This is a genomic window from Pseudomonas sp. 5Vm1k (assembly GCF_056161485.1).
On sequence record NZ_JBSPCZ010000004.1, the window covers coordinates 226,994 to 242,217 of the forward strand.

The following is a 15,224-nucleotide window of genomic DNA, read 5'->3' on the forward strand; positions in this document are numbered from 1 at the left end:
TCATTTCGTTGTCTGGCGCAGCAGCATGGTGCCACCGCGCTGGGTAAATTCAAGTTTGTTCAGTGCGCTCATGCCGAGCAGCACTTGATTGCCATCCAGGCCTGGCACGACGATGGCGCGCACATCACGCAACACAATGTCGCCCAGTTGCAGCCGGTCGATTCGGGTTCGATAGCCTTCGGTGCGACCATTTGCGGTGCTCAGGGTTACCCCGAAGCCTTGTTCAAGTTTCAGTCGTTCGGCCATATCTGCCGGGATCGCCACATCGGTCGCCCCGGTATCGAGCATGAAATTCACCGGCTGACCGTTGATCTGGCCGCTGGCGACGAAATGCCCCTGAGTGTTGCCAGCCAGTTTCACTTCGATAAAACCTTCGCCCTGCTCCGACGTGACAACCACGTTGGGGTTTTGCTGACGTTCTTCCCACTGCCCGAAAAACCGCGTCGCCAGAAACAACGCCGCGCACCAGGCCAATACCATCAACACCCGACCGGCGCGCTTGCCCGGCGGCTGCTGACTCATGGCTTGGCACTCCAGCCACCTTCAGGCGCGGCGAAGCGCCAGACAATCGGGCGGACTTCGCCATCGGCGCGGGCACCGAAGTTGTTGTCGATGCCGATCCAGGCACCGTCGGCGTCCACCACCAGCGCTTCCGCCAGGCCATAGGCCTGTGAATAACGACGGTTTGGCTGCAAGGCTTCGTCGGCGAATGACCAGCAGCGCTCGACCTTGGCGGTCACTGCATCGCGGCGACAAATCTGGAAGGCGTTGCGTTCAAGGGTAAATAGCTTGCCGTTGAACAAGGACAAATCGGCAAAATCCCGGGACACCGCTTTGGCGTTGGGGAATTGCGCCGGTTGCATTTCTTTCCCGGCCTCGCTCAGCAACACACAGCGACCGTCACAATCCCAGACGGTTTGTTTGCGCTTGATCAGCAGCAGCCCTCGGCTTTCGCGCTCGGCGGCCAGCCACAAGGTATCGCCCGCCGGGTTAATCGCCAGCCCCTCGAACAATGCGTTGAAGTGCAGCAGCATGCCACTGGCCCGGGCTTCGCGAACCAGCAGTGGCGAAATCTTCAGCCACGACGCAGCGCCTTGCGGTGACACTTGCAGCACGGCGGCATGGGCTTCGCTGACGATGTAGCGATTGCCGGCGCTGTCGCAGGTGATGCCTTCGAAATCCAGATCGCCGCCGCGCAACAACGAAGCTGCCCACGTCCGCGAGCTCAAGCCCCAAGGCAAGCCGCTATCAGGCACGGTCGGAGCGTCAATGCGCACGGTTTCGGCTTGCCAGGTGTTTGCGCTGGTATCGAGACGGTAGATTTGATCATCGTCGCGATCAGACACGGTCCACAGGTCCTTGCCGCACTGGGCCAGCCCCGACAGATTGCCGCCGCGCATGCCATCGACGGCATGCTCGGACAACAGGCGCAGCTCCGGCGCCGGTTCGGCAGACACCGTAAACGAGGTCAGCAGCAACGCACACGCCAGGGCAAAGCCAAACCGCATCAGCCCAGAACCTCGGCCAGGTTGCCCTTGGACTCCAGCCAGGACTTGCGATCACCGGCGCGTTTCTTCGCCAGCAGCATGTCCATCATTTCCGAGGTCGCTTCGAAATCGTCCAGCGTCAGCTGCACCAGGCGCCGAGTGTTCGGGTCCATGGTGGTTTCGCGCAGTTGCGGCGGGTTCATTTCACCCAGACCTTTAAATCGGGTGACCTGCGGCTTGCCGCGTTTCTTCTCGGCCACCAGACGGTCGAGGATGCCGTCGCGTTCGGCTTCGTCCAAGGCGTAGTAAATCTCTTTACCCAAGTCGATGCGGTACAGCGGTGGCATGGCGACGTAGACGTGACCGGCATCCACCAACGGGCGGAAATGCTGGACGAACAGGGCGCACAGCAACGTTGCGATGTGCAGACCGTCGGAGTCGGCGTCGGCGAGGATGCAGATCTTGCCGTAGCGCAGTTGGGCGATGTCCGCCGAGCCCGGATCGACACCGATGGCCACGGCGATGTTGTGCACTTCCTGGCTGGCCAGCACTTCGCTGCCATCGACTTCCCAGGTGTTGAGGATCTTGCCGCGCAACGGCAGGATCGCTTGAAACTCTTTGTCCCGCGCCTGCTTGGCCGAACCGCCGGCGGAATCACCCTCCACTAGGAACAGCTCGGAGCGCATCGGGTCCTGCCCGGCGCAGTCAGCGAGTTTGCCCGGCAACGCCGGCCCTGCAGTGACGCGCTTGCGCTCGACCTTCTTGCTGGCCTTCAGGCGACGACCGGCGTTATTGATCGCCAGTTCCGCCAGCAGCATGCCGGTTTCCGGGTTGGCGTTGAGCCACAGGCTGAACGCATCCTTGACCACACCGGAAACAAACGCCGCTGCTTCACGGGACGACAGGCGTTCTTTGGTCTGGCCGGAGAATTGCGGCTCCTGCATTTTCATCGACAAGACGAAGGCGATACGTTCCCAGACGTCTTCCGGCGCCAGCTTCACGCCGCGCGGCAGCAGGCTGCGGAATTCGCAGAACTCGCGCATGGCGTCGAGCAAACCCTGACGTAAACCGTTGACGTGGGTGCCGCCCTGGGCCGTCGGGATCAGGTTGACGTAGCTTTCCTGCACGCTGTCGCCACCTTCCGGCAACCACAGCAGCGCCCAATCGACTGCTTCTTTATTACCGGCCAGGCTGCCGCAGAACGGCTCGTCCGGCAGACGCTCGAAGCCGTTGACCGCGTCTACCAGGTAGGAGCGCAGGCCGTCTTCGTAATGCCATTCGACTTTTTCGCCGGTGGCCTTGTCTTCAAAACTGACCAGCAGCCCCGGGCACAACACGGCCTTGGCCTTGAGCACGTGCTTGAGGCGGCTGATGGAGAATTTAGGTGAATCGAAGTATTTCGGGTCCGGCGCGAAAAACACGCTGGTGCCGGTGTTGCGCTTGCCGACGGTGCCAATGACTTCCAGCTCGGTTTTCTTGTAACCGTCAGCGAAAGTCATCTGGTATTCGTTGCCGTCACGTTTTACACGCACCCGGACTTCGTTCGACAAGGCGTTGACCACGGAAATACCCACCCCGTGCAAACCGCCGGAGAACTGGTAGTTCTTGTTGGAAAACTTGCCACCCGCATGGAGCTTGGTGAGGATCAGCTCGACCCCGGAAACACCCTCTTCCGGGTGAATATCCACCGGCATGCCACGGCCGTCATCGCTGACTTCCAGGGAGTGATCGGCGTGCAGGATGACCTGCACCGACGTCGCATGCCCGGCCAAGGCTTCGTCGACGCTGTTGTCGATGACTTCCTGGGCGAGGTGGTTCGGCCGACTGGTGTCGGTGTACATGCCGGGGCGTTTGCGCACCGGGTCGAGGCCCGAGAGGACTTCGATGGCGTCTGCGTTATAAGAGCTAGCGCTGGGAGTGGCCATGGGGTCTCGTCGTCAATGTTCTGTGAAATAGGGGCGATGGTTCACAGTGCTGTGAAATCGATCGCCTGATACAAATCTGCGCCGATGCCGGCAAAACTCAGCATGGCCGGCAATTGCTCGGCAAAACCCTGGAAACTATGGTCGCCGCCGGCCTGGATGCGCAAGGCACAGGCTCGGTAATACTGCTGGGCGAGGCGGTAGTCCAGCGTTTCATCGCCGGTCTGCAACCACACCTGATACCGCTGCGGGTCCTGGGGCGCCGGCACTTCCAGCTCGGCCAGGGCCGTCACATGGTCGTGGGTCAATTCCCAGGCTTCATCGGTATACAGGTTTTTCTGCGTCCCCAGATACCCGTCAAACATCCGGTGCGGACTGACAGCAGGGTTGATCAACAGGGCCTTGAGGCCATGGTGCTCGGCCAGGTGAGTGGCATAGTAGCCGCCGAGTGAGCTGCCGACCAGCAGTGGCCGCCCCAGCGCCTCAATCGCCCGGTTCAGCTGACCGATGGCCTCGCGCGGGTGGTGATGCAACGCCGGAACCTGCAATTGATCGCTCAAGCCCAGACGGTCCATCACCTTGATCAACTGACAGGCCTTTTTCGAGGCTGGTGCACTGTTGAAACCGTGGATATAAAGGATCGAACCGGACATTAGAACTCCCTGGGCGTCGGGTAAAGAGGCGCAGTTTACAGGGAGACGGGGGGATCGGGGATATCCTGGGGATTTGCGGTGCCTTTACTGGCGCCTTCGCGAGCAGGCTCGCTCCCACAGGGGGGAATGACGCAGATCCAATGGGGGAGCGAGCCTGCTCGCGAAGAACGATGACTCGGTCTAACGGTTACGCCGGATCGACATTATCCAGCGCCCGATTCACCGCCAGCTCGGCCAGCATAACCAGTTGCTGGATTGCCATCGCCGCTTGCCGGTCCGGCCATTGCAGGCGCGCGGCAAAATCACTGGCCATGACACTCGCCGACGCCAGGGACTCACAGGCATGGGCCAACAGGCTTTCCGTGTCCTTATCGGGGACGATCATGTACATCGTGCTGGGTTTGCGGTCGGGGGGATTTGGGGTTGGTTTGAACATGGTGGTACTCCAGAGGAAGAATGGAGCCACTTACAAACTACCGCGAAGTAATTTGGGTGGCAGCTGTACGCAGGTTCGCGGACCGATCCTCTGGCAGCTCGGCATACCCGAAGGTATCCCGCGCACAGCCGCCATGACACGAAACGACAGACAGCCAAAAGCGCTGTCGTAAGGCGGGGGCGATTATGCCTGAGAAAACGGGCCGCGATGCCCGATCGCTGAATGTGTCAGCGACAGCCAAAAGGCTAGAGATCCCGCGTCTGACGGGCAACCTGAAAACATCGTGGGAAGATTCTGAAAATTTTGCTGACGATTAAACAACGTCGCAGGAACTGCCGAAGGCTGCGATCTTTTAGCGTCGTCACTCACACAGGAGATCAAGATCAAAAGATCGCAGCCTTCGGCAGCTCCTACGGGGGATAGCGTTTAGCCGAAGGGATTGGCCGCCTTCGCGGGCAGGCCAGCTCCCACAATTTGATCGAGTACATCCGGGAGGGATTGGTCGGCTGTCAGGCCGCCTTCGCGGGCAAGCCTTGCTCCTACAAATTGAACGAGTACATCCGGGAGGGATGGGTTAGCTGTCAGGCCGCCTTCGCGGGCAAGCCTTGCTCCTACAAATTGAACGAGTACATCCGGGAGGGATTGGTCGGCTGTCAGGCCGCCTTCGCGGGCAAGCCTTGCTCCTACAAATTGAACGAGTACATCCGGGAGGGATTGGTCGGCTGTCAGGCCGCCTTCGCGGGCAAGCCTTGCTCCTACAGAAGCAGCCCACCGCACCGCTCTTCACCACTCAAGGCCGAGCGTTAGCTCGCCTGCCCTTGATCTTGCTCTACCCGCCCCTTCGGGAGGCTGAGTGGAGGTGTTCATCTGGGGGGTGGGCGCGTAGCGCCGTGCGGCGAAGCCGCACACATCGAGAGGAGGTCGTCGCGAAGCAGACCGTAGGCGATGCCCCCAGATGAATACCGGAACGAAGGAACGCCGAGCCTAAGCGAGGGGCCGGACGCTCGGGGCGAGACCTTTTGGTTACTTTTGGGGCGTTTGCCAAAAGTGACCCGCTGTAAGAGCGGAACCATAAGAAGCCGTTACCGCAGCAACGGATAAACACCCAAAAAACTCAGTACCCCTCAGACCCATAATCAACCTGAAAGTCAAAGCCGACAACGCGCTCCACACCCGTCTCAAGAACCCCATCAGGCAAAAGCCGCAACCACCGATACCCCGGCGCCTGCTCCCCAACCTTAAAGTCCTCACTCCCCGGCTCAAACTGAATACACGTCGAAGGCGAAGCAATCAGCCGCACACCATTGCGATCCTGATCAATCTCCTGATGCACATGCCCCCACAGCACCGCGCGCACCTGCGGAAAGCGGTCCAGCACCGCAAACAACCCCTCAGGATTACGCAACCCGATCGGCTCCATCCACGCACAACCAATCGACACCGGATGATGGTGAAAACACACCAGATGATGCCGCTCCGGCGCCTCACTCAAAGAACGGGCCAGCAACTGCAACTGCTCATCCTGCAAATACCCCGGCACCGAACCCGGCACCGCCGAATCCAGCAGGGTGACTCGCCAATTTCCAATGTCCACGACCGGCTCCAGCAATGCGCTGTGCACCGCCGCTTCAGCCATGATCCGGGGTTCATCATGATTACCGGGAATCCACCGCGCCGGGGCATCCAGCTGCCGGGTCAAGTCGCGAAACTGCTGGTAGGACTCCAGCGTCCCATCCTGGGAAATATCGCCACTGGCAATGATCAAATCGATCTGCGGTTGTTGCAGCCGGACCAGCTCAATGACCTTTTGCAGGCTGTCGCGCGTATTCATGCCCAGCAACGTGCCGTGCGCCTCGGCGAACAGGTGGCTGTCGGAGATTTGCACCAGCAACGCCGAATCGGCGGTGGTCAATGTGGATACGCTCGGCAAGGCGTTCTCCCGGGGCTGAATCACGGAGTTGGATAGAGGCCGCAATTATGCTGGGGGACGCTCAAAAGAGGAAACGTATGAACCGGACGCAGTTCACATCTATCGAACAACTGCGTACTCGTGCCCACACGCCAGACAGTGACTCAGCCATTCCCCCAGGAACAGATTGAGCTGGGCCTTTTCATCCGGCTGATGCATCGCGGCATTTGGGTAAGGATAGATGCCACGGAAGCGTCTTGCATGTTCAGCGCTGACAACCTCGGCCATGCAGGCGTCGTGATAGACCTGAACTTCCAGTTGCGGCACCGGCAGCCACGGCAGGCTGTGTTCCTGGCGCACTTGCAGAGTGGTGGTGTACGGACAGACTTGCAGCACTTCCAGGGCCAATACGCCGAGCATCTGGTCACCCTGGGTCACGGCGATGCGCCGTGCCTCGGGCTCGTTGCGCATGTCCGGCAGCAGTCGCATCAAACGCGCGTAGTTCGCCTCGCAGGAGGCTTGCAGCCCCACGAGATCCACCCGATAGCGATCGCGCAGCTTGTTTACGACCATAACCCCCTCACTTCAGCGCGGTTCAAAGCAAGCCATTGCAAAGCAATGATGCTGGCCGCGTTGGCAATTCGTCCATCGCGTACGGCCTGCAGGGCATCTTCGAAGGCCCAGACCGTGACGCGGATATCTTCCGCTTCTTCTGCCAGTCCATGCAGCCCCCCTACTCCAGTGCTGTCGCAACGCCCCAGATACAAATGCACGAATTCGTTGCTGCCGCCCGGGGATGGGAAATACTTGGTCATCGGCCAAAGTGCCCCGAATACAAGCCCAGCTTCCTCCTGCGCTTCGCGGTGAGCAACTTCTTCCGGTTCTTCGTCTTTATCGATCAGACCGGCGACCAACTCGATCAGCCACGGGTTAGGCGTCTTGCCCATGGCGCCGACGCGAAACTGCTCGATCAACACTACTTCGTCGCGTTGCGGATCGTAAGGCAGCACGCACACCGCATCGTGGCGCACGAACACTTCACGATTGATCTCGCGACTCATGCCGCCGGCGAATAATTCGTGGCGCAAATGCAGGCGATCGAGCTTGTAGAAGCCCGCGTAGCACTGTTCACGTCGAACGATATCAACGTTGGTCGGAATGGCGTTGGCAAAATCAGTCATGACAATCCTCTTTACTGCAATCCGTTACGAGGCTCCTTTTTGTTACTTGCAACCTCGACTTCGCGCCATCCTAACGCGCCCGCGACATTTGATGCAGCCCCTTTACCTTCAGCGGGATAGACGGTGAGGGCGAAACCAACTCTAATTAGCTTAGTGGCGAACTGACTGCTTCGTTGATAGTCGAAGCGGTAACTTTTCGCCTTTCCCTGTTTTATGAAGGACGCCCATGTCGCTTTTTAAAATCGCCTCCGTGGCCGCCATCGCCCTGACCTTGGGCGCTTGCCAGAGTCTGTTCCAACCCAACTACCGGACGCCGCTGGAAACTACCCGCGATGCCTCGGAAACACTGAAGCCGGGTTGCACCACGCCTGACTGCCCGTTGGTGAACATCGACACCCTGCGTTTCCCGGCCGAGCCACAACTGGACGGCATCGTTGAGAAAAACCTGCTGCAATTGACCCGCACCCCGGACGCCCCGGCAGCGCCAACCCTGGCCGCCTACCGCGATCAGTTTTTGCGCACCGCCGAACCGCGCTCCAGCAGCTACTTGCAAGCCAAGGTACGGGAGCAGCATGACGGCTTGGTGATCGTCGAGTTTTCCAGCTACCTGGACACCGGCGGCGCCCATGGCACGCCGGGCCGCAGCTTCATCAACTATTCGCGCCAGCAGCACAAAGTGCTGACGCTGTCGGATATGTTGCTGCCGGGTCAGGAAGAAGCGTTCTGGAAAGCCGCGCAAGTGGCGCACAACAGCTGGCTGATCAGCACCAAGCTCGATCAGGAACCAGACTTCCTGAAGACCTGGCATTTCCAGAAAACCCAGAACGTGGCGCTGACCTACGGTGGGGTGATCCTCAAGTACGAAGTGAGTACCATCGCGCCTTACGCGCTGGGCCACATCGAACTGAAGATCCCCTACCCGCGCCTCAATGGCATTCTCAGGCCCGAGCTGTTTCCCGGCCGTAACTGAAGGCTCGACCGAGCACCAGCTGCAGCAGCCCTGCCAGTACCAGCGACGGCAGGGTTGCGCCGACATCCGGATACAGATTAGCCAGCAAATGATAGGTGCTCACCCCGCCCAACCAGGCGAGCAACGCCGGCCAGCGCAATGCGGCTGATGCGACCTGGGCACTGCGTTTGCGCAAGATGAAGTGATCCACCAGCACCACGCCGAACAACGGCGCAAACACCGAACCGATCAACAGCAGGAAGTTCTGGTACTGGGCCAATGGCGCCAGGCACGCGATCAGTGTGCAAATCACGCCAATCGCCAACGCCAGATGCTCGACCTTCAGGCGCAACAGAATCCCGCTCGACACCGCCGCCGAATGAATATCGGCAAAGGCGTTTTCCGACTCGTCCAGCAGAATCAGCAGCAGCGGAATCCCCAGGCCGGCACCGGCCAGCGCCAACAGCAAGGCATTCACTTCACCACTCGGCGCGAACGCCAGGGTGTAGGCCACGCCCAGGCTCATCAGCCAGAAGTTACCGATAAAGAAGCCCAGCGCAGTGCCGCCGAACACGTTTTTCGCACGCTTGCCGAAACGCGAGTAGTCGGCAATCAACGGCAGCCAGGACAGCGGCATCGCGATCGCAATGTCGAAGCCCACGGCAAACGGCATCGAACCATCACCGGCCTGGTGCCACAACGCGGCCAGATCGGCTTTGGCGAACAGGTTCCAGGTCAGCCAGATGCACGCCGCCAGCAACAGCCAGATGCCCCACTTGCGCAGGATCTGCCGCACAAAAGTCAGCGGGCCGCTGACCGCGAGCAAGGTCGCGAGTGCGCCGAATACCAACGTCCACAGCAACGGGTTCGACAGCAGGCTGCCTTCGCTGAACGCCCGGGCGCCAAGCAAACTGGCGGCGTCGCGCATGACGATGATTTCAAACGAGCCCCAACCGATCAGTTGCAGCAGGTTCAACACCGCCGGCAGGCTGGCGCCGCGTTTGCCGAGGCTGAGTTTGAGCGCGGCCATCGACGACAGACCGGTGTCGCTGCCGATCACGCCCACGGCGGCCAGCAGTAAAACGCCGACCAGCGTGCCGAGGAAAATCGCCAGCAGCGAGCCGGACAGACCCAGGCCCGGCGCGAGCAAAGCGCCGGTCTGCAAGACCATCAGGCCGATGCCGAGGGAGAACCACAGGGAAAACAGATCGCGGCCGCCGAACACACGTTTGTCGGTGGGCACTGCGATGTCTGGGGAATAAGTGCTGGGTTGAATGCTCAAGGGTGTTATCTCAGAGGGATAAGTGTGTCATTGAGATCTTCGGTGCTGGGTCCGGCGCCTTCGCGAGCAAGCCCGCTCCCACATTTGGAATGCATTCCAATGTGGGAGCGGGCTTGCTCGCGAAGACGGCAGCACAGGCACCGTCAATCACAGGTCAGATCAAACCTTCTTGTACAGCTGACTGCCTTCCTGCTTGAACCGCTCTGCCTGGTCCGCCAATCCCTGGGCGACTTCGGCGTCTACTGTTTCGATCCGCTGGTTGGCCGCGTATTCACGGACTTCCTGGGTGATTTTCATCGAGCAGAATTTCGGCCCGCACATGGAGCAGAAGTGCGCGACCTTGGCCGAATCCTTCGGCAGGGTTTCATCGTGATACGAACGTGCGGTGTCCGGGTCGAGGCCCAGGTTGAACTGGTCTTCCCAACGGAATTCGAAACGCGCCTTGCTCAAGGCGTTATCACGAATCTGCGCGCCCGGATGGCCCTTCGCAAGGTCGGCGGCGTGCGCAGCGATCTTGTAGGTGATGATCCCGGTCTTCACGTCATCCTTGTTCGGCAGGCCCAAGTGTTCCTTCGGCGTGACGTAGCAAAGCATGGCGCAACCGAACCAGCCGATCATCGCCGCACCGATACCGGAGGTGATGTGGTCGTAGCCCGGCGCGATGTCGGTGGTCAGCGGGCCGAGGGTGTAGAACGGCGCCTCGTCGCAGCACTCGAGCTGCTTGTCCATGTTCTCTTTGATCAACTGCATCGGCACGTGGCCGGGGCCTTCGATCATGCATTGCACGTCGTGCTTCCAGGCAATCTTGGTCAGCTCGCCGAGGGTTTCCAGCTCACCGAATTGTGCGGCGTCGTTGGCGTCGGCAATCGAGCCCGGACGCAGGCCATCGCCCAGCGAGAAGCTGACGTCGTAGGCCTTCATGATTTCGCAGATGTCTTCGAAATGGGTGTAGAGGAAGTTCTCTTTGTGATGCGCCAGGCACCACTTGGCCATAATCGAACCGCCACGGGACACGATGCCGGTCACGCGCTTGGCGGTCAGCGGCACGTAGCGCAGCAACACGCCGGCGTGGATGGTGAAATAGTCGACGCCCTGCTCGGCCTGTTCGATGAGCGTGTCGCGGAACAGCTCCCAGGTCAGGTCTTCGGCAGCGCCGCCGACTTTTTCCAGCGCTTGATAAATCGGCACGGTGCCGATCGGCACTGGCGAGTTACGGATGATCCACTCGCGGGTTTCGTGAATGTGCTTGCCGGTGGACAGATCCATGACCGTGTCCGAACCCCAGCGAATGCCCCAGGTCAGTTTCGCCACTTCTTCTTCAATGGACGAACCCAGTGCGCTGTTGCCGATGTTGCCGTTGATCTTCACCAGGAAGTTACGGCCGATGATCATCGGTTCCAGTTCGGTGTGGTTGATGTTGGCCGGAATGATCGCGCGGCCACGGGCGATTTCGTCACGGACAAATTCCGGGGTGATGATTTTCGGCACGCTGGCACCGAAGCTGTGACCGGCGTGTTGCTGGTCCAGCAGCCCGGCGGCACGGGCCACCTCGAGCTTCATGTTTTCGCGGATGGCGACGTATTCCATCTCGGCGGTAATGATGCCTTTACGGGCGTAGTGCATCTGGCTGACGTTGGCCCCGGCCTTGGCGCGGCGCGGGTTGTTCACATGGGCGAAACGCAGCTTGGTCAGTTCAGCATCGGCGAGGCGTTCCTGGCCGAAGTTGGAGCTCAGGCCAGGCAGGCGCTCGGTGTCGCCACGGGACTCGATCCACGGCGAACGCACATCGGCCAGGCCTTTGCGTACGTCGATGATGACGTTGGGGTCGGTGTAAGGGCCCGAGGTGTCGTACACAACCACAGGCGCGTTGATCTCACCGCCGAAGTCGGTCGGGGTCACGTCCAGGCTGATTTCACGCATCGGTACGAGGATGTCCGGGCGGGAACCCTGGACATAGATTTTTTGCGAGCGGGTAAACGGTTGAACCGACTGTTGATCGACTTGGGCCGAATCACTCAGGTTCGTCGTATTTTTTAGTTTTATCGTCATCACGGGCTCTCCAGACAGCATCCAGGCAGTGGAATTTTGTCGGAGTGAACCTGTAACGAATGGACGCGACCAATCAGCCATGACAATGCTGTTGGTGCTGTGCTCAGTGCTCGAGGGCTGTCGACTGTCGATTGTCGAACAACATCCCGGACGAAGCACAAGAGGACTCGCCGGGTGACGAGAAATCTTGTTCCCTACGCAGGCGCTAACCTGATCAGGTTCAACGGGATCCGAAATTATTCGATCTCAGCCTCATAGCAAGGCACCCCGACAAGAACCCGGCCAGTCTAGACACAACTGGCAAAGAACGCCAACACCGCGGTAAACACCATGATGAATGGCGCAATTAGCAGATTGTTGCGGTACGCGCGTGCAACTACACTCGCTACGCCGCGCTGCGCCTTGACGCTACGCGGGCCGCGCCTTACCTTTGGCGCTCAAATTATCAGCGTAATTTTTAGGGATGGCCTCATGCTGCGCAAACTCTCACTGGCCCTTGCCGTGTCTTGTGCGTCCAATGGAATGGCCTGGGCAGCAGAAGCGCCCTTATCCACCAAAACCGACCTGGTCAGCGTCTACCAGGAAGCCGTGGACAATAACGCCGACCTGGCCGCCGCGCGCGCCCAATACGGTGCTCAAAAAGAAGTCGTGCCCCAGGCCCGTGCCGGCTTGCTGCCGAACCTGTCGGGTGGCGCCAACCTGAGCTCCGTGCGCACCCAGCTCGATCAACCGTCGGGGACCGCCAACCGCGATGCCCATTCGTATCAGGCGACGCTGGCCCAACCGCTGTTCCGCGCAGATCGCTGGTTCCAGTTCCAGGCCGCCAAAGACGTCAACGAGCAAGCCTCGCTGCAACTGTCGGCTACCGAACAGAACCTGATCCTGCAATCGGCGGAAAGCTATTTCAACGTGCTGCGTAGCCAGGACAACCTGGCCTCGACCAAGGCTGAAGAAGCGGCGTTCAAGCGCCAGCTCGACCAGTCCAACGAGCGCTTCGACGTGGGCCTGTCGGACAAGACCGATGTGCTGCAATCCCAGGCCAGTTATGACACTGCGCGGGCCAACCGGATCCTCGCCCAGCGCCAGGTGGACGATGCGTTCGAAGCGCTGATCACCCTGACCAACCGTCAGTACAACTCGATCCAGGGCATCGTTCATACACTGCCGATCCTGCCGCCGACACCGAACGATGCTAAGGCCTGGGTCGACACCGCCGCCAAGCAGAACCTCAATCTGCTGGCCAGCAACTACGCGGTCAACGCCGCCGAAGAAACCCTCAAGCAACGCAAGGCCGGCCATGCGCCGACCCTCGATGCGGTGGCGAAATACGAAAAGGGTGACAACGACGCACTGGGCTTCAGCAACCCGAGCGCCTTCGGCCAGCCTTACGGCGGCAACGTCGAGCAGACCACCGTCGGCTTGCAAGTGAACATCCCGATCTACAGCGGCGGCCTGATCAACTCCCAGGTGCGCGAGTCCTACGCGCGCCTTGACCAGTCCGAGCAGCAACGCGAATCCCTGCGTCGGCAAGTGGTGGAAAACACCCGCAACCTGCACCGCGCAGTGAACACTGATGTCGAGCAAGTACAGGCGCGCAAGCAGTCGATCATCTCCAACCAGAGCGCGGTGGAAGCGACCGAAATCGGTTATCAGGTGGGGACACGCAATATCGTTGACGTGCTGGATGCCCAGCGCCAGCTGTACACCTCGGTGCGCAACTACAACAACACGCGCTACGACTACATCCTCGACAACCTGCGCCTGAAGCAAGCGGCCGGCACGTTGAATCCGGGGGATTTGCAGGATCTGTCGCGTTATCTCAAGGCTGACTACAACCCGGATAAAGACTTCCTGCCACCGGACCTGGCCAAGGCTGCGGCTGAGCAACTCAAGGCCCGGCCCGGCCAGTAATAGCAACCCCCTGTGGCGAGGGAGCTTGCTCCCGCTCGGCTGCGCAGCAGTCGTAAATCAGCCAATGCGGTCTACCCAACAGACCGCATACTCAGGGTTTGGGGCTGCTTCGCAGCCCAGCGGGAGCAAGCTCCCTCGCCACAATGGATCTATGGTGGATCAGGATTTGTCGATCAACCGCCCTAGCCCATCCAGCAACCGCTGCAACGCGCCCTGATTGGTGCGCATCACCTTCAACCCCGCCTCTGCCATGCGCTGCGCATCGCGCGGCAGTTCGAACAAGCGCTGCACCGCCACCGCCAACCCCTCGGCATCATCGACCTCGGCCAACGCCCCGGCACTGCGCAATTGCGCGGCGATTTCAAGGAAGTTGAACAAGTGCGGACCGCTCAAAACAGGCTTGGCCAGCGCCGCTGGTTCCAGCAGGTTATGCCCACCATTCGGCACCAGACTGCCGCCAACAAACGCGCTGTCGGCCAAGGCATACAGAAACAGCAACTCGCCCATGGTGTCGCCCAGCAGCACCGAGGTATCGGCAGTCACCGGCTCGCCCGTGGAACGCCGAACCGTAGCGAAGCCCTGCTGCTTGCACAATTCGAACACCGAATTGAAACGCTCCGGGTGACGCGGCACCAGAATTAACAACGTATCGGGATGGCTCGCCAGCAACTGACGATGGGCCGCCAGCACCACTTCGTCTTCGCCTTCGTGGGTGCTGGCGGCGATCCATACCGGACGCTCCAGCGCCTGCCACTGCCCGCGCAACTCGGTGGCGCTCTGAAGCAGTTGCGGGTCGATGGTCAGGTCGAACTTGATCGAACCGGTGACCTCGACGGTTTCCGCACGCGCGCCGAGTGAACGGAAGCGCTCGGCCTCGGCTTCGGTCTGCACTGCGAACAGGCTCATCTCGGCCAGCATTGGCCCGGTCAGTTTATGGAAACGGCCATAGCCCTTGGCCGAGCGCTCGGACAACCGCGCATTGGCCAACGCCACGGGGATACCGCGTTTGGCGCACTGGTGGATGTGGTTGGGCCACAGCTCGGTTTCCATGATCACCGCCAGCTTCGGCTGGACCCGATCCAGGAACCGCGCCGCAGCGCACGGCAAGTCGTACGGCAAATAGCAGTGCTGGATGCGCGGCTCATTGGCGAACAGCGCGTGGATGCGTTCCGAGCCGGTCGGGGTCATGCAGGTCACGGTGATCGGCAGCGTCGGATAACGCTGCAGCAAGGCGCGGATCATCGGCGCCGCGGCGATACTTTCGCCCACCGACACCGCATGCACCCAAATGCCGCCCGGCTTCATCACCGGCAACCCGTAGGAGAACCGCTCGCCAATGCGCTTGGCATACGCCGGCGCCTTGCGCGAACGCAGCCACAGTCGAATCGCTACCAGTGGCAGCCCCAGATAAAACAGCGCGGTGTAGAGAGTTCTATTCATGGCGG

At 60.5% G+C, this 15,224-nt stretch carries 12 protein-coding genes, 1 pseudogene and 1 riboswitch; of the genes and pseudogenes, 2 read left to right on the forward strand and 11 right to left on the reverse strand.

Features of this window, described 5'->3' with window-relative positions; translation table 11 throughout:
• The 8 genes and pseudogenes from ACWIKB_RS10205 to ACWIKB_RS10240 form a co-directional block, all read right to left on the reverse strand.
• Positions 1–522: a retropepsin-like aspartic protease family protein gene (locus ACWIKB_RS10205; protein ID WP_475266558.1), complete on the reverse strand. Its 522-nt coding sequence runs from the start codon at positions 520–522 to the stop codon at positions 1–3.
• Positions 519–1,508: an esterase-like activity of phytase family protein gene (locus tag ACWIKB_RS10210; protein WP_475266560.1), complete on the reverse strand. Its 990-nt coding sequence runs from the start codon at positions 1,506–1,508 to the stop codon at positions 519–521. The genes ACWIKB_RS10205 and ACWIKB_RS10210 overlap by 4 nt, the downstream gene beginning before the upstream one ends.
• Positions 1,508–3,412 carry a DNA topoisomerase IV subunit B gene (parE, locus tag ACWIKB_RS10215; RefSeq protein ID WP_054053318.1) on the reverse strand — a complete coding sequence of 635 codons (1,905 nt, stop codon included), beginning with the start codon at positions 3,410–3,412 and terminating at the stop codon, positions 1,508–1,510. Before parE ends, ACWIKB_RS10210 begins: the two co-directional genes overlap by 1 nt.
• 41 nt (positions 3,413–3,453) lie before the next feature.
• Entirely contained in the window at positions 3,454–4,062 is a 609-nt protein-coding gene (locus ACWIKB_RS10220; RefSeq protein WP_475266561.1) for a YqiA/YcfP family alpha/beta fold hydrolase, read from the reverse strand.
• 187 nt (positions 4,063–4,249) lie between these two features.
• Positions 4,250–4,468, reverse strand: a pseudogene (locus ACWIKB_RS10225) (DUF6124 family protein); the annotation flags it as partial.
• Between the two features lie 1,144 nt (positions 4,469–5,612).
• Entirely contained in the window at positions 5,613–6,428 is an 816-nt protein-coding gene (gene cpdA, locus ACWIKB_RS10230; protein WP_475266562.1) for a 3',5'-cyclic-AMP phosphodiesterase, read from the reverse strand.
• A gap of 99 nt (positions 6,429–6,527) precedes the next feature.
• Positions 6,528–6,980 carry a DUF1249 domain-containing protein gene (locus ACWIKB_RS10235; RefSeq protein ID WP_427629832.1) on the reverse strand — a complete coding sequence of 151 codons (453 nt, stop codon included), beginning with the start codon at positions 6,978–6,980 and terminating at the stop codon, positions 6,528–6,530.
• The gene (locus tag ACWIKB_RS10240; RefSeq protein ID WP_475266563.1) at positions 6,971–7,588 is read right to left on the reverse strand and encodes an NUDIX domain-containing protein; all 618 of its coding nucleotides are present in this window, start codon (positions 7,586–7,588) and stop codon (positions 6,971–6,973) included. The genes ACWIKB_RS10235 and ACWIKB_RS10240 overlap by 10 nt, the downstream gene beginning before the upstream one ends.
• Positions 7,589–7,814: 226 nt before the next feature.
• Here ACWIKB_RS10240 and ACWIKB_RS10245 point away from each other — a divergent pair, with 226 nt between their 5' ends.
• On the forward strand, positions 7,815–8,558 hold the full coding sequence (locus tag ACWIKB_RS10245) for an RsiV family protein (protein WP_475266564.1): 744 nt from the start codon (positions 7,815–7,817) through the stop codon (positions 8,556–8,558).
• Here the strand turns inward: ACWIKB_RS10245 and cytX are convergent.
• Together cytX and thiC are read right to left on the reverse strand one after the other, a co-directional pair.
• Positions 8,527–9,819, reverse strand: a complete 1,293-nt coding sequence (cytX, locus tag ACWIKB_RS10250) for a putative hydroxymethylpyrimidine transporter CytX (RefSeq protein ID WP_403020880.1) — start codon at positions 9,817–9,819, stop codon at positions 8,527–8,529. The genes ACWIKB_RS10245 and cytX overlap by 32 nt on opposite strands.
• Before the next feature lie 159 nt (positions 9,820–9,978).
• Entirely contained in the window at positions 9,979–11,868 is a 1,890-nt protein-coding gene (gene thiC / locus ACWIKB_RS10255) for a phosphomethylpyrimidine synthase ThiC (RefSeq protein ID WP_054053301.1), read from the reverse strand.
• 174 nt (positions 11,869–12,042) lie between these two features.
• A riboswitch (TPP riboswitch) is annotated at positions 12,043–12,148 on the reverse strand.
• Between the two features lie 191 nt (positions 12,149–12,339).
• Between thiC and ACWIKB_RS10260 the strand changes: the two genes are divergently transcribed.
• Positions 12,340–13,779 (forward strand): TolC family outer membrane protein, encoded by a 1,440-nt coding sequence (locus ACWIKB_RS10260; RefSeq protein ID WP_475266565.1) that lies wholly within the window; start codon positions 12,340–12,342, stop codon positions 13,777–13,779.
• 159 nt (positions 13,780–13,938) lie between these two features.
• Here the strand turns inward: ACWIKB_RS10260 and waaA are convergent, their stop codons facing one another.
• On the reverse strand, positions 13,939–15,219 hold the full coding sequence (gene waaA / locus ACWIKB_RS10265) for a lipid IV(A) 3-deoxy-D-manno-octulosonic acid transferase (protein ID WP_475266567.1): 1,281 nt from the start codon (positions 15,217–15,219) through the stop codon (positions 13,939–13,941).
• Between the last annotated feature and the right edge of the window lie 5 nt (positions 15,220–15,224).